We start from the raw sequence: 22,053 nt of genomic DNA, 5'->3' as shown, positions 1-22,053 counted from the left end.
CCAGTGCCGGCTTCTTCGCGGGTGAACCCGCTCCCACAGGGACCGCACACCACCTGTGGGAGCGGGTTTACCCGTGAAAGGGCCGGTCCGGGCAACATCATTGCTTGGGAAACAGCACATTCCCACATCGGGAACAGAACGCCGCGCCATGCTCATGGTTCTTCTTGCTGCATGTCGGGCAATCATGCTGCAGCTGCTCCCCGCGCATGGCGTTGGCCAGCTCGGCGGTAAAGATCCCGGTTGGCACGGCAATGATCGAATAACCGGTAATCATCACCAGCGATGACAGCACCTGCCCCAGCGGTGTCTTCGGCACGATGTCGCCAAAGCCCACGGTGGTGAGGGTAACGATGGCCCAGTAGATGCCCTTGGGGATGCTGGTAAAGCCATGCTCAGGCCCCTCGATCACATACATCAAGGTGCCGAACACCGTCACCAGGGTCGATACCGTCACCAGGAACACGATGATCTTCTGCTTGCTGCCGCGCAGTGCCTCCATCAGGTAATGGGCCTGCTTGAGGTACGGGCTGAGCTTGAGCACACGGAAAATCCGCAGCATCCGTATCACGCGGATGATCAGCAGGTACTGGGCGTCGCTGTAGTACAGCGCGATGATCCCCGGCAGGATCGCCAGCAAATCCACCAGGCCATAAAAGCTGAAGGCATAGCGCAGCGGTTTGGGCGAGCAGTACAGGCGGGTGAGGTACTCGGCCAGGAAGATAGCGGTAAAGCCCCACTCGATGCCGGCCAGCAGGCCGGCATAGCCCTGATGCACTTCGTCGATGCTGTCGAGGATGACGGTGACCAGGCTGGCCAGGATGATCAGCAGGAGGATCTTGTCGAAGCGGCGGCCGGCTACGGTGTCGGTCTGGAAGACCATGATGTAGAGGCGTTCGCGCAGGGATTGCGGGGTGGGCATGTGAAGAAGATTCCGGTGGCGTGAAAGTCAAGCCTAGAAGGTCTTTGCCTAGGCTAGCAACGTAACGAAGATCGGAGCCAACCTGGTAGAAATGCCAGTTTCGTTTATCTGCCCTGCGATACAGCATAAGCGTATAGGTGGCGCCGCTTTTGGAGAAGGGAATGAATGATAGGACCGGCTCGGCCCAAAGGACAATCAAGTCATCAGCCTATTCAGTCTATGGCTACTTGGGTAAAGGCATACGTGGTCATCGACTGGGTTACAACGGGCAGTTACTGGATTGCGTAGTGCAGGGGTATCTGCTAGGGAACGGGAATCGAATATACAGCCCGGTTCTGATGCGTTTCTGCAGTCCGGATGTATTGAGCCCTTTCAAGGCCGGAGGGGTAAATGCTTATGCATATTGTGGAGGCGATCCGGTCAATTTCATTGATCCCAAAGGTAGCAACCGATTTGCCAAGAACTGGACGGCTTTCGAACCGGTTTTTAAAAAAATCAACAACACGAAGTTTCGAGTTCAGGGTTTTTCCTATAACCCGGCAGCCCCTGAAGGCAAACGCATCCAGCCGTTTAGGGCAAAGTCGGTGAATGGGATTACTTGGGATCGTCCGGATCCGGATGCAGAGCTCAGTGGACAATTCTATGTAGATAAGGATCGAAGCCTGTTCATCAGTGAGAATTTTGTTCTTGCTGACGATGTTGGTACGAAACCATTGGTACCCACCGAAGAATTAATCAATCAGGGATTCACTCTGCTGGACGTCAATCCCACTCACATAGCACTACGGAAAAATGGCCAAGTGAAACCTGGCTCCAACGTGATTTTCATTAACAGCTCAGGCATGACTGATTACTCGAAACAAGACCTGACCATGCCTGGGCTGGCAGCTGCCATCCGCAAGGGGCGCCCCGGGACACCACCTCTTAGCTAGCAGCCAGCATAATGTTCAGTTGGGGATGCCTTTGCTATTGCGTCGTTCGCCAAACGGTTTGAGGTGGCAGCCCAAGTGCATCAGCCAGCAGGCGGCGACGAAGGGCGCGGTCAGGCCGGGCACCGGTAGCAGCTTGAACAGCGGTTGCAGCAGCAGGGCCAGGGCGATGGCCAGCAGCGTCAGCCACGGCTTTTCACCTTGCCTGCTGAACGCCAGCGCCGCCAGTGCTGCGTTGAAGCCATACAGGCCCAGCCAGGCAGCTTGCGTCTGGTCGGCAAGCAGTGCCACGCCGCCGCCGATGGCCGAACCGATCACTGCCCACATTGCGGCATAGGGGTTGGCGATGAACATGCCGCCGATGATCAGCAAACCGGCCAGGGGCTGGTCGAGCAGGAAGATCTGGCCCACGCCACGCGCCAGGGCATACAGCGGGTCGGCTTCGACGAAGCCGCTGGGCGAGGGGCTGGCGATCAGCAGGGTGGCCCAGCCCAGCAGCACGAAGGGTGCGGTGTAGGCGACCAGCAGTTTGCCGCCGCGCTTGCGCCACTGGTGGGTGATGATGCTGGACAGGCCGCCGGCGGCGATGATCAGTGGCGGCAGGATGGCCGACCAGGGCAGCACGGCGCTGATCAGGATGCCGATCAGCACGCCGTTGTAGCAGTACAGCCCGGCCTGGCGGTCGGCACGGTCGTAGCTGCGTGCCTGGGCGGTGAGCAGGCCGGCCAGGGCGCCGAGCAGGGCGCCGCCGACCAGGTTGGGCGCGGTCAGCAGGATGGCCAGCAGGCAGCACAGGCCGCACAGGGGATTACGCAGCAGCAGCACCTGGCTGAAGCCGTTGAGTAACGCCGTGGCCCAGTCGGGGCACGGGTTGACGAAATTTTTGGTGTACATCGGGGCAGTCAGTGAGGTTGATGGGGCGCGGTGGGCCTCTTTGGGCCTCGGGTTTTCCGCAGTTGGGTGCAACACCACCTACCCTGTGGGAGCGGGCGTGCCCGCGAATGCGTCAGCTCAGGCAACATCGTTGTCCCTGCTGGCCTCTTCGCGGGCACGCCCGCTCCCACAGGCGAGATGCGGTGATTTAGATCAAGGTCTCGATCCGCAGCGTGTTAGTCGAACCTGGCTTGCCGAAAGGCACACCGGCGGTGATCAGCAGGGTGTCGCCGCGGCTGGCCATACCTTGTGCCTGGGCAATCTCCAGCGCGGTGGAAACCACCTCGTCCACCTGGCGCAGGCGGTCGTTGACCACCGAGTGCACGCCCCACGCCACGCTCAGGCGGCGCGCGGTGGCCAGGTTCGGCGTCAGGTTGAGGATCGGTGCCCGTGGCCGCTCGCGTGCCGCGCGCAGGGTCGAGGCGCCCGACTCGCTGTAGTTGACCAGCACCGCCACCGGCAGGATTCCGCTGATACGGCGGATGGCGCAGCTGATGGCGTCCGACACGGTGGCCTCGGCCTTTGGCCGGCCAACATCGAGCTGGGCCTGGTAGTCCGGGCCGTTCTCCACCTGGCGGATGATCTTGCTCATCATCTGCACGGCTTCCAGCGGGTAGTCACCCGAGGCGGTCTCGGCCGACAGCATCACCGCATCGGCACCTTCGGCCACGGCGTTGGCCACGTCGGTGACTTCGGCGCGGGTCGGCGCCGGCGAGAAGCGCATGGATTCGAGCATCTGCGTGGCCACCACCACCGGTTTGCCCAGCTGGCGGCAAGTGCCGATGATGCGTTTCTGGATCTGCGGCACGCTTTCAGCCGGCACTTCCACGCCCAGGTCGCCACGGGCCACCATGATCGCATCCGCAAGTTCCGCGATGGCTTGCAGTTGCTCCACCGCCGATGGCTTCTCGATCTTGGCCATCAGGTAGGCACGGTCACCGATCAGCTGGCGTGCTTCAACAATGTCTTCAGGGCGCTGCACGAACGACAGGGCCACCCAGTCCACGCCCAGCTCCAGGCCGAAGGCCAGGTCGCGGCGGTCCTTTTCGGTGAGCGGGGAGAGGTCGAGCACCGCTTGCGGTACGTTGACGCCCTTGCGGTCGGACAGCTCGCCACCGTTGAGTACTTCGGTGTCGATCGCGTCGCTGTGCTTGGCGGTGACGCGCAGGCGCAGCTTGCCGTCGTCCAGCAGCAGGTCCATGCCCGGCTCGAGGGCGGCGATGATCTCGGGGTGCGGCAGGTTGACCCGGCGGCTGTCGCCCGGGGTGTTGTCCAGGTCCAGGCGCAGGGCCTGGCCGCGTTGCAACTGCACTTTGCCGTCGGCAAAGCGGCCAACGCGCAGCTTCGGCCCCTGCAGGTCCATGAGGATGCCCAGCGGGTAGTTCAGCTGCTGCTCGACTTCGCGGATCCACTGGTAGCGCAGGGCATGGTCGGCGTGCTCGCCGTGGCTGAAGTTGAGGCGGAAGATGTTCACCCCGGCTTCGACCAGTTGGCGGATATCGTCGATGCCTTTGATCGCAGGGCCAAGGGTGGCGAGGATTTTGACTTTTTTATCAGGCGTCATGATTGGGCAGTCTCGAGGATCAGGATGGCGCGGAAGTCGTTGACGTTGGTGCGGGTCGGCTCGGTGACGATCAGCGCATCCAGCGCGGCGAAGTAGCCGTAGCCGTTGTTGTTGTCCAGCTCGTCGCTGGCCGACAGGCCCAGGGCTTCGGCGCGGGCGTAGCTGGCCGGGGTCATGAAGGCGCCGGCGTTTTCTTCCGAGCCATCGATGCCGTCGGTGTCACCGGCCAGGGCGTACACGCCCGGCAGGCCCTTGAGGCTTTCGGTGAGGCTGAGCAGGAACTCGGCGTTGCGCCCGCCACGGCCGTTGCCGCGCACGGTCACGGTGGTTTCGCCGCCAGACAGGATCACGCAGGGCGCTTTCAGCGGCTGGCCGTGCTGGACGATCTGCCGGGCGATACCGGCGTGCACTTTGGCCACTTCGCGCGATTCGCCTTCCAGGTCGCCGAGGATCAGTGGGCTGAACCCGGCCTGGCGGGCTTTGACTGCGGCGGCTTCAAGCGATTGCTGAGGTTTGGCGATCAGCTGGAAGTGGCTGCGGGCCAGTGCCGGGTCGTCGGCCTTGACGGTTTCCGAGGCTGGGTTGTTGAGCCAGTCGATAACGGCCTTGGGCGCTTCGATGTTGTAGCGCTTGAGGATGGCCAGGGCATCGGCCGAGGTGCTCGGGTCGGCCACGGTAGGGCCGGAGGCGATCACCGTGGCGAGGTCGCCCGGCACATCGGAAATGGCATAGGTGTACACCGTGGCCGGCCAGCAGGCCTTGGCCAGGCGGCCGCCCTTGATCGCCGAGAGGTGCTTGCGCACGCAATTCATCTCGCCGATGGTGGCGCCGGATTTCAGCAGCGCCTTGTTGATCTGCTGCTTGTCGGCCAGGGTCAGGCCTTCGGCGGGCAGGGCCAGCAGCGCCGAGCCACCGCCGGACAGCAGGAAGATGACGCGGTCGTCTTCACTGAGGTTGCTGACCAGTTCCAGCACGCGCTTGGCCACGGCCAGGCCGGCGGCGTCGGGGACCGGGTGGGCGGCTTCGACCACCTCGATCTTCTGGCAGTTGGCGCCATGGCCGTAACGGGTTACGACCAGGCCAGAGACTTCGCCCTGCCAGTTTTTCTCGACCACTTCGGCCATGGCGGCTGCGGCCTTGCCGGCGCCGATGACGATGACCCGGCCGCTGCGGTCGGCGGGCAGGTAGGGTTCGAGGACTTGACGGGGGTGGGCGGCGGCGATGGCTGTGTCGAACAGCTCGCGGAGAATTTTTTGCGGATCGACCGACATGGCAGGCTCCCAATTATTGTTGTTCTGCAGAATCAAAAACGCCCCTGGAACTGCCTCCGTGCAGGCCGAACCAGGGGCGGGTGTTGCTCGGTACCACCTTTGAACCTGTGGTCGCAGGTTCAAAGGTGTTGGCTTCTTCGCGGGTAAACCCGCTCCCACAGGGGCCTCACAGAGGCTGAAGACGGCGTAAAACCTGTGGGAGCGGGTTCACCCGCGAAGAGGCCGGTGAAGGCTAAAAATTACTTACTTGTCGTCGCGGATCGAGAAGTTGGCCATGTGCTCCAGGCCTTTGATCAGCGCCGAGTGGTCCCAGTTGCCGCCACCCAGGGCCTGGCAGGTGTTGAACACTTGCTGGGCATTGGAGGTGTTGGGCAGGTTGATGCCCAGTTCCTTGGCACCTTGCAGGGCCAGGTTCAGGTCCTTCTGGTGCAGGTTGATGCGGAAGCCTGGGTCGAAGGTGCCCTTGATCATGCGCTCGGCGTGCACTTCAAGGATTTTCGACGAGGCGAAGCCGCCCATCAGTGCTTCACGTACCTTGGCCGGGTCGGCGCCGTTCCTGGCGGCGAACAGCAGGGCTTCGGCAACGGCCTGGATGTTCAGGGCAACGATGATCTGGTTGGCCACCTTGGCGGTCTGGCCGTCGCCATTGCCACCGACGCGGGTGATGTTCTTGCCCATGGCTTCGAACAGCGGCAGGGTGCGCTCGAAGGCTTTCGGGCAGCCACCGACCATGATGCTCAGGGTCGCAGCCTTGGCGCCGACTTCGCCGCCGGACACCGGGGCGTCCAGGTAGGCAGCGCCGGTAGCCTTGATTTTCTCGGCAAAGGCTTTGGTAGCGGTAGGGGAGATCGAGCTCATGTCGATCACCACCTTGTTCGGACCCACGCCTTCGGCCACGCCGTTGTCACCGAACAGGACGCTCTCGACCTGTGGGGTGTCGGGGACCATGACGATGATGAACTCGGCTTCCTGGGCAACTTCTTTCGGGTTGGCCAGGGCCACGGCACCGGCGGCGATCAGGTCGGCCGGGGCAGCGTCGTGGTGAGTGGAAACGAAGATGCTGTGACCTGCTTTCTGCAGGTTCTGAGCCATGGGCTTGCCCATGATGCCGGTGCCGATGAAACCGATTTTAGCCATGAGAGATTACCTCGTTGTATTTGTTGAATCTCAATGGGGCAGGCTGCACGGGCCCCCTGTGGGAGCGGGTTCACCCGCGAAGCAGGCACCGCGGTGGATGGCACCGGCTTCGCCGGTGTTCGCGGGTGAACCCGCTCCCACAGTGTCCTGCGTCTCGCAGAGGGCTGTGCTTAGCCTTCAGATTGCATTGTGCGTCTTCAGCCAGCCCAGGCCCGCTTCGGTGGTGGTCAGCGGCTTGTACTCCGCGCCCACCCAGCCCTGGTAGCCGATGCGGTCCAGGTGCTCGAACAGGAAGCGGTAGTTGATTTCGCCGGTGCCTGGCTCGTTGCGGCCGGGGTTGTCGGCCAGCTGGATGTGATTGATCAGTTTCAGGTTGGCTTCCATGGTGCGAGCCAGGTCACCTTCCATGATCTGCATGTGGTAGATGTCGTACTGCAGGAACAGGTTGTCGCTGCCCACTTCGGCCTGGATTTCCAGGGCCTGTTTGGTGGTGTTCAGGTAGAAACCGGGGATGTCGCGGGTGTTGATCATTTCCATGACCAGGCGGATCCCGGCGGCTTTGAGCTTGTCGGCGGCGTAGCGCAGGTTTTCCACGAAGGTCTTGCGCACGGTGGCGCAGTCCGGGCCTTGTGGGCGAATGCCGGCCAGGGCGTTGACCTGGGTGTTGCCCAGTACCTTGGCGTATTCGATGGCCTTGTCGACCCCGGCGCGGAATTCTTCGACGCGGTCAGGGTGGCAGGTGATACCGCGCTCACCCTTCGACCAATCGCCCGCCGGCAGGTTGAACAGCACTTGGGTCAGGCCGTTGGCGTCCAGCTGCTGCTTGATTTCGGCTGCGCTGAAATCGTACGGGAAGAGGTATTCGACGCCGCTGAAACCCGCATCGGCGGCAGCCTTGAAGCGGGCCAGGAAGTCCTGTTCGGTGAACAGCATGGACAGGTTGGCAGCGAAGCGAGGCATGAGTTGTCTCCTTGCGATGAAGGCCCCCAGGACATGCCTGGGGGCGTCAGGCGATCAGTCCAGCAGCGAGATGGCGGTTGGCGCGTCGTTGCCGACCAGGGCCAGGTCTTCGAACTCGTTGACCGCGTTGATCTCGGTGCCCATGGAAATGTTGGTCACACGTTCGAGAATCACTTCGACCACCACCGGCACGCGGAACTCTTCGGCCATCTTCTGGGCCTTGAGCAGGGCAGGGGCGATCTCGGCCGGCTCGAACACGCGGATGGCCTTGCAGCCCAGGCCTTCGACCACGGCAACGTGGTCGACACCGTAGGTGGCGGCGTCGGTCGAGTTGATGTTCTCGAACGCCAGTTGTACACAGTAATCCATGTCGAAGCCACGTTGCGCCTGGCGGATCAGGCCCAGGTAGGCGTTGTTCACCAGTACGTGCACGTAAGGCAGGTTGAACTGCGCACCCACCGCCAGCTCCTCGATCATGAACTGGAAGTCGTAGTCACCCGACAGCGCGACCACCTTGCGCTTCGGATCGGCTTTCACCACGCCCAGAGCGGCAGGGATGGTCCAGCCCAGCGGGCCGGCTTGGCCGCAGTTGATCCAGTGGCGTGGCTTGTACACGTGCAGGAACTGCGCGCCGGCGATCTGCGACAGGCCGATGGTGCTGACGTAGCAGGTGTCCTTGCCGAATACCTGGTTCATCTCTTCGTACACGCGCTGCGGCTTGACCGGCACGTTGTCGAAGTGGGTCTTGCGCTGCAGGCTGGCCTTGCGCTGCTGGCAGTCTTCCAGCCAGGCCTTGCGGCACTTCAGCTTGCCGGCGGCTTTCCACTCGCGGGCCACTTCGAGGAACACGTCCAGTGCCTTGCCGGCGTCGGAAACGATACCCAGGTCCGGGGTGAACACACGGCCGATCTGGGTCGGTTCGATGTCCACGTGCACGAACTTGCGGCCTTCGGTGTAGACGTCGACCGAGCCGGTGTGGCGGTTGGCCCAGCGGTTGCCGATACCGAACACCAGGTCGGATTTCAGCAGGGTGGCGTTGCCGTAGCGGTGCGAAGTCTGCAGGCCGACCATGCCGACCATCTGTGCGTGGTCGTCCGGGATGGTGCCCCAGCCCATCAGGGTCGGGATTACCGGTACGCCGGTCAGTTCGGCGAACTCGACCAGCTTGTCGCTGGCGTCGGCGTTGATGATGCCGCCACCTGCAACCAGCAGTGGGCGCTCGGCGTCATTGAGCAGGGTCAGGGCTTTTTCGGCCTGTACGCGGGTGGCGGACGGCTTGTGCACTGGCAGCGGTTCGTAGGCGTCGATGTCGAACTCGATTTCGGCCATCTGCACGTCGAACGGCAGGTCGATCAGTACCGGGCCTGGGCGGCCGGTGCGCATTTCATGGAAGGCCTTCTGGAAGGCGTAAGGCACCTGGCCTGGCTCCAGAACGGTAGTGGCCCACTTGGTGACCGGCTTGACGATGTTGGTGATGTCGACGGCCTGGAAGTCTTCCTTGTGCAGGCGGGCACGTGGAGCCTGGCCGGTGATGCAGAGAATCGGGATGGAGTCGGCGGAGGCACTGTACAGGCCGGTGACCATGTCGGTGCCGGCTGGGCCGGAGGTGCCGATGCACACGCCGATGTTGCCCGGGTTGGCACGGGTGTAACCCTCAGCCATGTGCGAGGCGCCTTCGACGTGACGAGCGAGGACGTGATCGATGCCACCGACTTTCTTCAGGGCCGAGTACAACGGGTTGATGGCAGCCCCCGGGATGCCGAACGCGGTATCTACACCTTCACGGCGCATGACCAGAACGGCTGCATCGATTGCTCTCATTTTGCTCATGGTTTGTGCCTCATCGATTTTGTAATTGTATACAACTTGCTTTGTGCCAGAGTGTATTCACGGCTGGCCGCTCAGGTCAACGGGTTTTCGTCGGCGGATGTCGCTTTCGTTCGAGCGCCCATGAAAAAGGAGGTTTGCGTCATCGCATACGATCGTTTCAAAATATTGTATACAAAAATATCTTTCGTTGTGTTCTATTTGCTCTATCGGCTTTCAACTGCCCTCAGGGCTTCTCACAACAAGAAGAGGACCTTTTCATGAACACTTTGAACCTGAAAGTCGCGGTCAGCCTGGTGAATGCCGCGCTGGCGGCGGGCCGCAAGATCAACGCCGCGCCACTGACCGTGGCGGTGCTGGATGCCGGTGGCCACTTGCTGGCGCTGCAACGCGAGGATGGCGCCAGCCTGATCCGGCCGGAGGTAGCCACCGGCAAGGCCTGGGGGGCGATTGCCCTGGGCAAGGGCTCGCGCTTGCTGGCGCTGGACGCGCAGCAACGGCCGGCGTTTTTTGCCGCGCTGAACGGGCTGGGCGAGCGGCCGGTGGTGCCGGCACCGGGTGGCGTGCTGGTGCGTGATCAGGATGGCAAGGTGCTGGGTGCGGTGGGGATCAGCGGCGATACGTCGGATATCGACGAGCAGTGCGCGATCAGTGCGATCGAGGAGGTGGGGTTGAAGGCGGATGCGGGTGTAGCAGCCTGAGTCTCTATTGCCTGATCCGGCCTATTCGCGGGTGAACCCGCTCCCACAGGATCATCACAGGCTTGAAGCTCGTGGTGTCCCTGTGGGAGCGGGTTCACCCGCGAAGAAGCCAGCGCCGGGGCTCAGGCTACCTCGGGCTCACAGCCCTTGAGCACCATGCGGATGATGGTCTCGGCTGCCGCGTCATAATCGCTGTCGGCCAGCTTGGCCTTGCCGGTCACCGCGGAAATCTGCCAGTCGAAATCGGCATAGGTCTGGGTCGCTGCCCAGATGCTGAACATCAGGTGATGCGCGTCCACATGGGCGATCTGCCCGCGGTCGATCCAGCGCTGGATGCACTCGATGTTATGCCGCGCCTGCTCGTTCAGCTGCGCCACCTGGTTCGGCGACAGGTGCGGGGCGCCGTGCATGATCTCGCTGGCGAACACCTTGGACGCATGCGGCAGGTCGCGGGAAATGCGGATCTTCGAGCGAATGTACGCACTCAGCACTTCTTTCGGGTCGCCGTCGGCATTGAACGGGGTCGACGCCTGCATGATCGGTGCGATGATACTTTCCAGGACTTCGCGGTAGAGGTTGTCCTTGGATTTGAAGTAGTAATACACGTTCGGCTTGGGCAGGCCGGCCTTGGCCGCGATATCGCTGGTCTTGGTGGCGGCGAAGCCCTTGTCGGCGAATTCCTCGCTGGCCGCGCGCAGGATCAGTTCCTTGTTGCGCTCGCGAATGGTGCTCATGGTCAGGGATCTTCCTCGTGTCTGGCCACCTCTAAGAGGGATCGGGCATGGTAGCACCGGGCTTGACGGGCGCTCAAGGCAGCGGCTTTGGGCTAGAATCCTGGACACTTATTCTTCTGGATGCAGGCAAACATGGCAGGAAGCAGTCTACTGGTACTGATCGACGACATTGCCACGGTGCTCGATGACGTCTCGGTGATGACCAAGGTGGCGGCGAAAAAGACCGCAGGCGTGCTCGGCGATGACCTGGCGCTAAACGCCCAGCAGGTCACCGGGGTACGTGCCGAACGCGAGATCCCGGTGGTGTGGGCGGTAGCCAAGGGCTCGATGGTGAACAAGGCCATCCTGGTGCCGGCGGCGCTGCTGATCAGTGCGTTCATCCCCTGGGCGGTGACGCCGCTGTTGATGCTGGGCGGTGCCTACCTGTGCTTCGAGGGCTTCGAGAAGCTGGCGCACAAGTTCTTGCATAGCAAGGCCGAGGATGACGCCGAACATGCAGCGCTCAAGGAGGCAGTGGCCGATGCCAATGTCGACCTGGTGGCATTCGAGAAAACCAAGATCAAGGGTGCGGTGCGTACCGATTTCATCCTGTCGGCGGAAATCATCGCCATTACCTTGGGCATTGTCGCTGACTCACCGTTGAGCCAGCAGATCATCGTGCTGTCCGGGATCGCCATTGTCATGACCATCGGCGTTTACGGGCTGGTGGGTGGCATCGTCAAGCTCGATGACCTGGGGTTGTGGCTGACCCGGAAGGCGTCGCGCCTGGCCCAGGCGGTCGGTAACGGCATCCTGCGAACCGCGCCATACATGATGAAGAGCCTGTCGGTGATCGGTACGGCGGCCATGTTTCTGGTCGGTGGCGGGATTCTGGTACATGGCATCGAGCCGCTGCATCATGCCATCGAGGCGTTCAGCGAAGGGCGTGGCGGGGCATTGACCGTGGCGCTGCTCAACGGCGGTGTCGGGGTTGTGGCCGGTGCGGTGGTGCTGGCGGTGGTGGGTATTGCGGGGAAATTGTGGCGGGCGGTTCGGCCGGCCACTTGAGTGCCTGGCCGGGGCGTTGCCCCGGTTCGCGGGTAAACCCGCTCCCACAGGTGCAGCGCATGCCTTGAATCCGGCGCTGACCCTGTGGGAGCAACTGTCTTGCTCAATTTCTAAAAGCTGGCGCGCCCCCTGTGGGAGCGGGCTTGCCCGCGAACACGGGCGAAGCCCGTGCCATCCTCCGCGGTGTCGTCTCGCGGGTAACCCGCTCCCACAGGATCACGCTGTGATTTGCGCCATGTTTTCATGGCTGCGGTAAGTCATCCCGCCACGGCGTGCCCGTTCTGAGCATCGCATTGAGGCGCACGATGAAGATTCTCATGCAGGCTACAAGCGCAACCTTGGCAAGTTTCCCTCGCCCACGCAGCGCCTCATATCGGGCTTTGAGCGTTGGATTATGTTTCACCGCTACCAGGCACGCCATGTACAGCGCACGCCTGACCTCAAATCGGCCTCCTGAGATAAAGCGCTTGCCCACGGACTTTCCGCTGTCGTGATTGAAGGGGGCCACACCGACCAAAGAGGCTATTTCCCGGGACTCCACGTGCCCCAGTTCCGGCAAGAGCGCTACCAGCTTGGTCGCGGTTACCATCCCGATGCCTTTGACTTCGTCCAGTTTGGCTATCCGTTCATCGCTGAGCACTGTGGCCTGCCGCTTGATCGCTTGCTCCACCAACTTTATCTGCGATGCAAAGTGCTGAAGATTGGTTTTCAGGAAATTGGCGACCATTGCTGACTGGGCCTGCTTCAGGCGCCGCCGATCGTCATCTCGCTGTTGGACCAGGCGATCACGCTGCTGAAGGAGTTCTCGTAACAGGGCCCTTTCAGGGCTTGTTTTCAGGGTTGGCTTGTCAGGAATGACCTCAGCGAAATGGGCCAGCACTGCGGCGTCGATGGCATCGGTCTTGGCCTTGATGCCCAAGGAATCCGCGAACGATCTGGCTCGCTTGGGGTTCACGCGTATGACCTTGTAGCTGGCGTTCTGGAGAAAGCGCATGACATCAAGCTCGTAGCCGCCTGTAGCTTCCAGAAGGATGCGCTTGATGCTGAGCCCTCGAAGGCTCTTCACCAGTTCCTCAAAGCCCGCTGGATCATTGCGCACGCTGATCCTGATGCCCTGGGGCCGCACCAGTGCATCAAGGGAAAGACTGGAAACATCGATACCCAAGAAGGAAGCCATCGCCAAAACCTCCTAGACTCAACAGTGTGAGAGAGCTTTGGCTTGGCCCACGCTTGTGGTTCGAGATTAGGCCCTCATCCAACTGTTCGGGCTCTCGCCAAAGTGGAACGGTGAATGGCAGCTTGTGCTCCCACACGTGCTCAAGGCACCTCTGGCATTCAGCTTGCCATTCACCGCTCTCACTCCAGATTCTAATCCCCTCTCAAGACACAAGCTGGTTTGCCTGCGATGGGCAGCAGCGCGGCCCCAACGCTTCACATCAGAAGTGAACCTTGAGCAGGAAGCTCATGGTGTTCTGGTCGGTGGTGAAGGCATCGCTGTCCTTGATGCCGTACTTGTTCTTCCAGTAGTCGTACTCCACACCCACATACAGCTGCTTCTCGCCCAGGTGCAAGGCCTTGCCCAGGTCATACTTGATCTGCGGGTTGAAGTGCAGGTTGGCCTGGTAGGTACCGCGGCGGTTCTCGTCGTTGTCGACCACCCAGTCCATGAAACCGTCGATCAGCACGTCGGACGAACCGACCGGAATGGTGTACGACCACACCGGGGTGATCTGCCACACGTTGTCGCCGGCGCGGCTGCCGTCGGTGGTGCGGTTGTAGAAGTTCAGCTGGAAGTAGTCGAAGCCAGGGATGTCCAGGTCGAAGCCAGGGCCGATCAGGTACGACTCGGTATCACCTTCGCCGAACTCGTAGGTCATCGCCAGCAGCACGTCCTTGACCGGGCCGAATGCCAGCTTCTGGTCGAAGATCTTGCCGAACGACAGGCGCGGGCTGATTTCGCCATAGTAGGTGTTCGGGCCATTGCCCTCATCTTTCTGGCCCTGGTAGAAGATCTTGTCGACAAAGATGAAGTTATCGCCGTACTTCCAGCCATCGGCGTGCTCGAAGGTGACGGTTTGCTGGATCGACGGGTTGACCTTGAAGTTCTTGCCCCACAGGTAGGTCAGGCTGTTGTTCTGCCATTGCAGCAGGTCGCCGCCGAAGGTGGTGCCACAGGCCAGCAGGCCGCCGGCGAGGATCAGGCTGTTGATGGTACGCATTGCGAGTGTCGCTCCCTTGATTGGTCTATTGTCAGCGTTTGTTTTGGCGCTTTTTTGTCTTTCGAGTCAGCTTTTTTCGATAGGCCACAGCTGTTTGGCAAGGGTTGAGCCAACTTTCCTGGGCTGGCAAAACCTTCCTGCTCGACTTCGTTCTGAACGGATGAAAAGGGTCTTTCAGGCTGGCAACACGTTGGCCAACCGCCCGTATTCATTGACTGAGCGGTCAGTAAACGCAGGCAGAATCCCTCCTGCCCTGATCGAGGGGGCGCGCAGATTACTGGCTTGCGCGCCTTGCCTCAAGTGCTCCGTCCTGGAGCAGAGTGGAACAAACTTGTGCGTTTGGTCAGTTTTTTAGAAGTGCACCTTGATCAGGGCACTGGTGACGCTCTGGTTACTGTCGATGTTGCCTTGGCTGTCGATGCCGTACTTGTCCTTCCAGTAGCTGTATTCGATGCCCACATACAGCTGCTTGGCGCCAAGGTTCAGTGCTTTGCCCAGGTCGTACTTGACCTGTGGGTTGAACTGCAGGTTGGCGTGGTAGGTGCCACGGCGGGTCTGGTCGTTGTCGACCACCCAGTCCATGTAACCGTCGATCAGAATGTCGGATTTGCCCACCGGGATGGTGTACGAGAAGGCCGGGGTGATCTGCCAGACGTTGTCACCGGGGCGGCTACCTTCGGTGTTGCGCAGGTAGAAATTGAGAGTGAAGTAGTTGAAGCCGGGGATATCCAGGTCGAAGCCGGGGCCGATCAGGTAGGCCTCGTTATCGCCTTCGCCACGCTCGTAGGTCATGGCCAGCAGCACATCCTTGATCGGGCCGAACGCCAGCTTCTGGTCGAAGATCTTGCCGAACGACAGGCGCGGGCTGAACTCGCCATAGTAGCTGGTCACGCCTTTGCCAGGGTCGGGTTTGCCGTTGTAGAAGACCTTGTCGACGAACATGAAAGTGTCGCCGTACTTCCATTTGTTGGCGTGCTCGAAGGTTACCGTCTGCTGGATGCGTGGGTTGACCTTGAAGTCCTTGCCGTACAGGTAGGTCAGGCTTTCGCCATGCCACTGCAGCCATTCGCCAGCATGGGCGGGGAGGGTGGCCAGCAGGCTGCTGCCCAGCAAGAGGGACGAGGTGATGCGTTTCATGTTGTGGTTCCCGGACTTATTGTTTTTGTTGGATTTATTTGGCGCGCAGGCGCCCCGGACGGCCCATTCCGGCGGGCCGACGGTGAAGCATTTACGGCGAGGTCAAGGCGGGGGCGACAGCGCGCCGCCCCCTTTGCTCAATGCTGGTGACAGACTTCGTTGTGCACCGCGCGGTCGGCGCCACCGAGGATGTTGAACAGTACGTTCAACACCAGGGCACTGACCGTGGCCATGGCGATGCCACTGTGGGTGATGGGTTCCATCCACTGGGGCATCTGGGCGAAGAACTCCGGTCGCACCACGGGGATCAGCCCGAAGCCGACGCTCACCGCAACCAGCAGCTGGTTGCGACGGTCGCCGATGTCCGCCTCCTGGAGAATCTTGATCCCGGTGGCGGTGACCATGCCGAACATGGCGATGGACGCGCCGCCCAGTACCGCAGGCGGGATCGAGGCAATCAGGAAGGCCGCCTTGGGCAGCAGGCTGAGCAGGATCAGCAGCGCACCGGCCACGATGGTGACGTAGCGGCAGCGCACCCCGGTCATCTGCACCAGGCCGATGTTCTGGGCGAACGAGGAGTGGGTGAAGGTGTTGAAGAAGCCGGCGATGAACGACGCACCGGCATCGCACAGCAGGCCGCGACGCAGCATCCCGGGGGTCACTTCACGATCGGTCACCTTGCCCAGGGCCAGGAACATGCCGGTGGACTCGACGAAGATGATCACCACCACCAGGCACATGGACAGGATCGGCGCCAGGCTGAAGGTCGGCATGCCGAAGTGCAATGGGGTCACCACTTGCAGCCACGGTGCGTCGTTCAGGCCCGACAGGTCGACCATGCCGATGGAACCGGCCAGGATGTAGCCCAGGCCCATGCCCACCAGCACCGACACGTTGACCCAGAAGCCGCGCATGAAACGGTTGATCAGCAGGATTACCGCCAGCACCAGGCCGGCCACCAGCAGGTAGATCGGCGAGCCGAAGGTGTCTGCCTGGTGGCCGCCACCGGCCCAGTTGACTGCCACCGGGAACAGCGACAGGCCAATCGAGGTGATCACCGTGCCGGTGACCAGTGGCGGGAAGAAGCGTACGACCTTGGACATGAACGGCGCGATCAGCATGCCGAAGAACCCGGCGGCGATGGTCGCGCCGAAGATCCCCTGCAGGCCCACGCCGGGCATGCCGGCCATGGCCACCATGCTGCCGACGGCAGCGAAACTGGCACCCATCATCACCGGCATGCGGATGCCCACCGGGCCGATGCCGAATGACTGGATGATGGTAGCGACGCCGGCGACCAGCAGGTCGGCGTTGATCAGGAAAGCGACTTCTTCACGGGACAACCCGGCGGCCTGGCCGATGATCAACGGCACGGCGATCGCGCCGCCGTACATCAGCAGAACGTGTTGCAGGCCAACCAGGATCAGTTGGAACAGGGGCAAGGGCTCGCGCGGCGGCGCAACTGGGATGTACGCCTTGCGTGACTCGGACATGCAGCACCTCGAGTTTTGTTTTTATTCTCGGATCCAAGCGGCAGCGCCAGGCGGCAGGCTCCCGGTGAAGAGAGCCTGGGGTTCCCGCCTGACGCTGAACGCTCGATGCTTGCTTGTTGCGTGAATCTTCAAGTTCGAGGCCGGGATTGCCGGCCTCTTCGCGGGTGAACCCGCTCCCACAGGGAGCGGTGTTATCCCGACCATTGTGTTTCAGTTGACCGGGGCGCCTTTGGCGATCCAGTCGCCGACGAGCTTGCGCTCTTCGGTGGTCATCTGGGTGATGTTGCCCAGCGGCATGATCTGGCTGGCGACCGCTTGCGCCTGGATGCGCGCGGCCTGGGCCTGGATCTGTTGCGGGGTGTCGAACATCACGCCGGCAGGGGCGGCGCTGAACAGTGGGCTGGTCGGCTTCGACGAGTGGCACACGGTGCAGCGTTCCTGGATGACATTGTGGATCTTGTCGAAGCTCTCGCCGCCAGCCTGGGCCGTGGCCTGGGCAGGGGCTGCAGCCGGCGCGGCAGGCGCTGCGGCAGCCTTGGCGGCGTCCTCGGCGCGTTGCTCGGCAGCGGTCTTGCCACCTACTGCGGTCGCGGGCAGTGGCTGGTACTCGATCTTCGCCGCGGCTTGCTCAGGGCTCACGGCCATCGGTTTCGGACCGGTGACGTAGGCCAGGCAGATCATCGCCAGGGCGCCGACCGGCAGGGTCCAGGCGTACTTGTTGCTGTCGTGGCGGGTGTTGAAGTAGTGGCGGATCAGGACCGCGGCTACAGCGATACCGGCCAGGATCAGCCAGTTGTACTGGCTACCGTAGGTGCTCGGGAAGTGGTTGCTGATCATGATGAACAGCACCGGCAGGGTGAAGTAGTTGTTGTGGCGCGAGCGCAGCAGGCCCTTGGCCGGCAGTACCGGGTCGGGCGTCTGGTTGTTCTCGATAGCCGCCACCAGCTGGCGCTGGGCCGGCATGATGATGCGGAACACGTTACCGACCATGATGGTGCCGATGATCGCGCCGGTGTGCAGGTATGCACCACGGCCGCTGAACACCAGGCTGAAGCCCCAGCATGCGGCGATGATCAGCACGAACAGTACGGCACCGAGCAGCGCTGGCTTCTTGCCCAGGGGCGAGTCGCACAGGAAGTCATAGATGAACCAGCCGGCGATCAGCGAGCCGATACCGATGGCCACGCCTTCGGCACCGCTAAGGGTGCTGCCAGGGGCCAGCAGGTACAGGGCCGGGTTCCAGTAGAACACCACGCACAGCAGGGCGATACCGGACATCCAGGTGAAGTAGGCTTCCCATTTGAACCAGTGCAGGTTCTCGGGCATTTTCGGGGGGGCGAGCTTGTATTTCTCCAGGTGGTAGATACCACCGCCGTGAATTGCCCAGAGATCACCCGACAACCCATCGCGCGGGTTGCTTCGGTTCAGGTGGTTCTCCAGCCAGACGAAGTAGAACGATGCACCGATCCAGGCTACGCCGGTGATCATGTGAACCCAGCGAATGCTCAGGTTCAGCCATTCGTGAAGGTGTGCTTCCACAGTATGTACCTCTTGCCGGTCACCCGCTCGGGCAATGCCCTTGAATGACCGACCTTTTCTTATTGGTGGGGATTGAGGATCAGCATCTGTTCCTCGGTGAAGTAATGCTCGTCGCAGTTGTTGCCGGAACCACTGCGATCAACCACCAGGAAGTCATCCCGCTTTTCGATCGTCAGCACCGGGTGGTGCCAGACGCCGCGATGGTAATTAACGCCCTGCCTGCCGTTGCTGCGGAAGGCGCGGACCAAGCCTGATACAGGTGCATCGCCAACGGGCGCGACCACGATCAGAAAGGGGTTGCCGAGCAGCGGGATGAAAGCCTGGCTGCCCAGCGGATGGCGTTCCAGCATGCGCACGGTCAGCGGCATGTCCAGCGCGTCGGCGCGGAAGATGCTGATGATCGCCTTGTCTTCAGGCTCGGCGGTTTGGACCGTGGCGAGCTTGTGGAAGCGCATGGTCGAGCCGTTGTTGATCATGAAGTGGTCGCTGCCGTCGGTTTCGATCACGTCTCCGAAGGGGGCGAAGGCTTCTTTGGTCAGGGGCTCGATCATCAGGGTGCGCATGCGGATATCTCTTCTATTGTTCGTGTTCTGAATAAGGTTCGGCGGTCGCTTACAGCTGCAACAGGCGGAACAGGGCGATCAGGTTGATCTGCGCCAGGGCTTCCTTGAATTCGGCATCGGCATCGTTGTGGATGCGTTTTTCGAAGGAGGCGAGGATCTGGTGCCGGTTGCTGCCCTTGACCGCCATGATGAACGGGAACTGGAACTTGGCCTTGTAGGCATCGTTCAGTTCGGTGAAGCGGGCGAACTCTTCGGCGGTGCACTGGTGGATCCCGGCGCCAGCCTGTTCATTGGTGCTTGATTCGGTCAGCTCGCCCTGGATGGCGGCCTTGCCGGCCAGGTCCGGGTGAGCGTTGATCAGCGCCAGCTGGTCGGCGTGGTTGGCACTGAGCAGGATGTCGCTCATGCGCTGGTGCAGCGCCTCGATCTCGTCCAGCTCGCCCAGCTGGCCCAGGTCATAGGCCCTTTCGGCGACCCACGGCGAGTGCTCGTAGATGTCGGCGAAAGCCTTGACGAAGGCGTCACGGCCCAGGGTGGATGGCTTGAGGGTGTTGAAGGCGGTCATCAGGCATTCTCTTTCTTGTACGGGTGGGTGGCGTGCCAGTGGCGGGCGATGTCCACGCGACGGGCGAACCAGACCTGGTCATGGCTTTTTGCGTAATCGACGAAGCGCTTCAGTGCGGCCAGGCGCGCCGGGCGGCCGACCAGGCGGCAGTGCAGGCCGATGGACAGCATCTTCGGTGCCTCGGCACCTTCGGCGTACAGCACATCGAAGGCGTCCTTCAGGTACTGGAAGAACTGCTCGCCGCAGTTGAAACCCTGTACCTGGGTGAAGCGCATGTCGTTGGTGTCCAGGGTGTAAGGGATCACCAGGTGCGGCTTGCCGGTAGGGTTGTTCGGCTCCCAGTAGGGCAGGTCGTCGTCATAGGTGTCGCTGTCGTACAGGAAGCCGCCTTCCTCCATCACCAGGCGACGGGTGTTCGGGCCGGTGCGGCCGGTGTACCAGCCCAGCGGGCGCTCGCCGGTGATTTCGGTGAGGATGCGGATGGCTTCGAGCATGTGCTCGCGCTCCTGGGCCTCGTCCATGTACTGGTAGTCGATCCAGCGGTAGCCGTGGCTGCAGATTTCATGGCCGGCCTGGGCCATGGCGCGGATCACGTCGGGGTGGCGCTGGGCGGCCATGGCCACGGCGAAGATGGTCAGCGGCACGCCGCTGTCCTTGAACAGCTTCAGCAGGCGCCACACACCGGCGCGGCTGCCGTATTCGTACAGCGATTCCATGCTCATGTTGCGCACGCCCTGCAGTGGCTGGGCGGCGACCATTTCAGAGAGGAATGCTTCGGATTCCTTGTCTCCGTGCAGGATGTTGCGTTCGCCACCTTCCTCGTAGTTGAGGACGAAAGACAGCGCGATGCGAGCGTTGCCCGGCCATTGCGGGTGAGGAGGGTTGTTGCCGTAACCGATCAGGTCGCGAGGGTAGTCAGCGCTCACTGCAGTCTTCCTTCTTGTGCGTTTGTGCGGGGGTGGGCGGGCCGCGTCGGGATGTCGCACCACCGGATGGGCTGATTGTATACAACTTCTGAAATCTTTTGTAAGCCTGTTTTTCCGCATTTCTTCCCTTTTGTCGCCTTGCAGCGACCTGGAAAAACAGTGCAAGAAACCTGCCTGATTGGTCAGCAAATGACATCGGGGTCGGCCAGGTGCCTGCATTTGCGACCGATGGGTCGTTTATGGGCATGAAACCTGGGTCGTGACAGAAGGGATCAAAAAATTGTGTACAATTTTGCGATGGAATGTCTTAATGGGGCATTCCCGCACATCGCAGGCCCTTTGGCGTGATGATGGCCGTGTATTTTTTGCCCACAGATTGAACAAGAGGCGACAAGCAATGGGACGTTTGACCACACACGTACTGGATGCCGCGCATGGCTGCCCGGGCAGCTCGATCAAGGTCGAGCTGTACCGTGTCGAAGGCCAGCAGCTGGAGCTGGTGAACACCGCCCTGACCAACAGCGATGGCCGCGTCGACGCGCCGCTGCTGCAGGGGGACGACTACCGCACGGGTGTTTATCAACTGCAGTTCAGTGCTGGCGACTACTATCGCGCCCGTGGCGTGCAACTGCCGGCCCAGGCGTTTCTGGATGTTGTCGTGCTGCGCTTTGGCATCGACGAGCAGCAGGAGCACTACCACGTGCCGCTGCTGATCTCGCCGTACAGCTATTCGACCTATCGTGGAAGCTAGTTGGTCGCTAGAAGAATCTTCGTAGGTCCTTTGGCCCGCTCTCACACTGGCGGGCTTTTTTTATTGTCGGATTGACGCGGTTTGTCGCGTGAAGTCTTGTGTCAGCATGCTTCCGGTCTTGTAGCTCACATGGTCCAGGACGCCTGCGCCGGCCGCGCCCGCAGCATTGAACAGGGCCCCGGTCAAGGTGCCGGGTTGACGGGTTTTGGCGAAGCCAATGAGCCAGCCTGCAGCGCTGTAACCGTAAAGGGTGGTATTGCTCTGGTCCGACCAGGTCCCGTCTATGTAGTACCGGGCCTGGCGCTCGGTCAGCGAGGCATCACCCCAGGTCGCCAGATTGAAGTTGACGCCGTTTACCGAGTCGTTGAACGGTCGTCTAGCCTGATTGGCGTTTTGCATGAGGGTGGTTCGTTCCAGGGGGAACTCGTGCTGCGGTACTGGCCCTCGCGTCAGTGCATGCTTGCCTGTCGTGTACACATCGCCGACAAACTCTGCGTTCATCTTGCCTGCTGCCGCAGCGCCGCCACCCACTGCAATCTTCAGCGCAGTTTTCACGAGTTGTCGCCATTTCCCGCTTGGGTCCCGCCAGTTGACCGGGTCGTTGCCACAGTAGGCATAGTGGTTTATCCCGCCTCGGTTGAAGGGGGCCTGGGTGTCAGGGCTGTGGAACCTCTGCAGCGTCGGGCTGTACATGCGATGGCCGTTACCCAGCGGGTAAAGACCGCTAATGACGTGTTGAATTTCGCCATTGAAACCCAGCAGGTTGTTGGCGGGCGTAGCGTGACCAAAAGGTGCATAGGCGCGGGCGGACTTTGTCGAATCTCGCATTGGGCCAGCC

General features: G+C 61.7%; 21 protein-coding genes. 4 read left to right on the top strand and 17 right to left on the bottom strand.

Annotated features, from left to right (window positions below; translation table 11 throughout):
- Positions 1-97: 97 nt before the first annotated feature.
- Positions 98-919, bottom strand: a complete 822-nt coding sequence (locus tag MKK04_RS18850) for an ion transporter (protein WP_207829957.1) — start codon at positions 917-919, stop codon at positions 98-100.
- 161 nt (positions 920-1,080) lie between these two features.
- Here MKK04_RS18850 and MKK04_RS26725 point away from each other — a divergent pair, with 161 nt between their 5' ends.
- Positions 1,081-1,851 (top strand): RHS repeat-associated core domain-containing protein, encoded by a 771-nt coding sequence (locus MKK04_RS26725; protein WP_207829959.1) that lies wholly within the window; start codon positions 1,081-1,083, stop codon positions 1,849-1,851.
- 15 nt (positions 1,852-1,866) lie between these two features.
- On the opposite strand, the gene MKK04_RS18840 is transcribed toward MKK04_RS26725, so the two are convergent.
- The 6 genes from MKK04_RS18840 to gcl all read right to left on the bottom strand — a co-directional run bounded on the left by MKK04_RS18840 (position 1,867) and on the right by gcl (position 9,543).
- Complete coding sequence (locus MKK04_RS18840; RefSeq protein WP_241105882.1) at positions 1,867-2,742, bottom strand: urea transporter; 876 nt, start codon at positions 2,740-2,742, stop codon at positions 1,867-1,869.
- 187 nt (positions 2,743-2,929) lie between these two features.
- Positions 2,930-4,345, bottom strand: a complete 1,416-nt coding sequence (gene pyk / locus MKK04_RS18835; RefSeq protein ID WP_207829964.1) for a pyruvate kinase — start codon at positions 4,343-4,345, stop codon at positions 2,930-2,932.
- The gene (locus tag MKK04_RS18830) at positions 4,342-5,616 is read right to left on the bottom strand and encodes a glycerate kinase type-2 family protein (RefSeq protein WP_233686986.1); all 1,275 of its coding nucleotides are present in this window, start codon (positions 5,614-5,616) and stop codon (positions 4,342-4,344) included. Before MKK04_RS18830 ends, pyk begins: the two co-directional genes overlap by 4 nt.
- Positions 5,617-5,859: 243 nt before the next feature.
- Complete coding sequence (locus MKK04_RS18825) at positions 5,860-6,753, bottom strand: 2-hydroxy-3-oxopropionate reductase (protein WP_207829968.1); 894 nt, start codon at positions 6,751-6,753, stop codon at positions 5,860-5,862.
- 177 nt (positions 6,754-6,930) lie between these two features.
- Entirely contained in the window at positions 6,931-7,713 is a 783-nt protein-coding gene (gene hyi / locus MKK04_RS18820) for a hydroxypyruvate isomerase (protein WP_085625472.1), read from the bottom strand.
- A gap of 54 nt (positions 7,714-7,767) precedes the next feature.
- Complete coding sequence (gene gcl / locus MKK04_RS18815) at positions 7,768-9,543, bottom strand: glyoxylate carboligase (RefSeq protein WP_207829970.1); 1,776 nt, start codon at positions 9,541-9,543, stop codon at positions 7,768-7,770.
- 257 nt (positions 9,544-9,800) lie between these two features.
- On the opposite strand from gcl, the gene MKK04_RS18810 reads away from it, so the two are divergent.
- Complete coding sequence (locus MKK04_RS18810) at positions 9,801-10,241, top strand: GlcG/HbpS family heme-binding protein (protein WP_241105881.1); 441 nt, start codon at positions 9,801-9,803, stop codon at positions 10,239-10,241.
- Positions 10,242-10,363: 122 nt separating this feature from the next.
- Here MKK04_RS18810 and MKK04_RS18805 read toward each other — a convergent pair whose 3' ends face one another.
- Positions 10,364-10,975 (bottom strand): TetR/AcrR family transcriptional regulator, encoded by a 612-nt coding sequence (locus MKK04_RS18805; RefSeq protein WP_013973538.1) that lies wholly within the window; start codon positions 10,973-10,975, stop codon positions 10,364-10,366.
- Positions 10,976-11,107: 132 nt separating this feature from the next.
- Between MKK04_RS18805 and MKK04_RS18800 the strand changes: the two genes are divergently transcribed.
- Positions 11,108-12,022 carry a DUF808 domain-containing protein gene (locus MKK04_RS18800; protein WP_241105880.1) on the top strand — a complete coding sequence of 305 codons (915 nt, stop codon included), beginning with the start codon at positions 11,108-11,110 and terminating at the stop codon, positions 12,020-12,022.
- A gap of 241 nt (positions 12,023-12,263) precedes the next feature.
- Here MKK04_RS18800 and MKK04_RS18795 read toward each other — a convergent pair whose 3' ends face one another.
- The 8 genes from MKK04_RS18795 to puuE form a co-directional block, all read right to left on the bottom strand.
- Entirely contained in the window at positions 12,264-13,199 is a 936-nt protein-coding gene (locus MKK04_RS18795; protein WP_241105879.1) for an IS110 family transposase, read from the bottom strand.
- A gap of 259 nt (positions 13,200-13,458) precedes the next feature.
- Positions 13,459-14,241, bottom strand: a complete 783-nt coding sequence (locus MKK04_RS18790; protein WP_025340033.1) for an outer membrane protein OmpK — start codon at positions 14,239-14,241, stop codon at positions 13,459-13,461.
- 351 nt (positions 14,242-14,592) lie between these two features.
- On the bottom strand, positions 14,593-15,378 hold the full coding sequence (locus tag MKK04_RS18785) for an outer membrane protein OmpK (RefSeq protein WP_075045891.1): 786 nt from the start codon (positions 15,376-15,378) through the stop codon (positions 14,593-14,595).
- A gap of 137 nt (positions 15,379-15,515) precedes the next feature.
- Entirely contained in the window at positions 15,516-16,871 is a 1,356-nt protein-coding gene (locus tag MKK04_RS18780; protein WP_207829976.1) for a nucleobase:cation symporter-2 family protein, read from the bottom strand.
- A 210-nt stretch (positions 16,872-17,081) separates the two neighbouring features.
- Entirely contained in the window at positions 17,082-18,410 is a 1,329-nt protein-coding gene (locus MKK04_RS18775) for a urate hydroxylase PuuD (RefSeq protein ID WP_207829978.1), read from the bottom strand.
- Positions 18,411-18,469: 59 nt separating this feature from the next.
- Positions 18,470-18,973, bottom strand: a complete 504-nt coding sequence (locus MKK04_RS18770; RefSeq protein ID WP_241105878.1) for an ureidoglycolate lyase — start codon at positions 18,971-18,973, stop codon at positions 18,470-18,472.
- A gap of 49 nt (positions 18,974-19,022) precedes the next feature.
- Entirely contained in the window at positions 19,023-19,538 is a 516-nt protein-coding gene (uraD, locus tag MKK04_RS18765; RefSeq protein ID WP_207829980.1) for a 2-oxo-4-hydroxy-4-carboxy-5-ureidoimidazoline decarboxylase, read from the bottom strand.
- On the bottom strand, positions 19,538-20,464 hold the full coding sequence (gene puuE, locus MKK04_RS18760) for an allantoinase PuuE (protein ID WP_207829982.1): 927 nt from the start codon (positions 20,462-20,464) through the stop codon (positions 19,538-19,540). The genes uraD and puuE overlap by 1 nt, the downstream gene beginning before the upstream one ends.
- A gap of 397 nt (positions 20,465-20,861) precedes the next feature.
- Between puuE and uraH the strand changes: the two genes are divergently transcribed.
- A complete protein-coding gene (gene uraH, locus MKK04_RS18755) occupies positions 20,862-21,215 on the top strand; it encodes a hydroxyisourate hydrolase (protein WP_003259496.1) in 354 nt (117 codons plus the stop codon).
- Positions 21,216-21,275: 60 nt separating this feature from the next.
- Here the strand turns inward: uraH and MKK04_RS18750 are convergent, their stop codons facing one another.
- On the bottom strand, positions 21,276-22,043 hold the full coding sequence (locus MKK04_RS18750; RefSeq protein WP_207829985.1) for an RHS repeat-associated core domain-containing protein: 768 nt from the start codon (positions 22,041-22,043) through the stop codon (positions 21,276-21,278).
- Positions 22,044-22,053: the final 10 nt, after the last annotated feature.

This window comes from Pseudomonas sp. LS.1a (genome assembly GCF_022533585.1).
GTDB lineage: Bacteria > Pseudomonadota > Gammaproteobacteria > Pseudomonadales > Pseudomonadaceae > Aquipseudomonas.
This window is presented reverse-complemented; position numbering and strand designations above follow the sequence as displayed.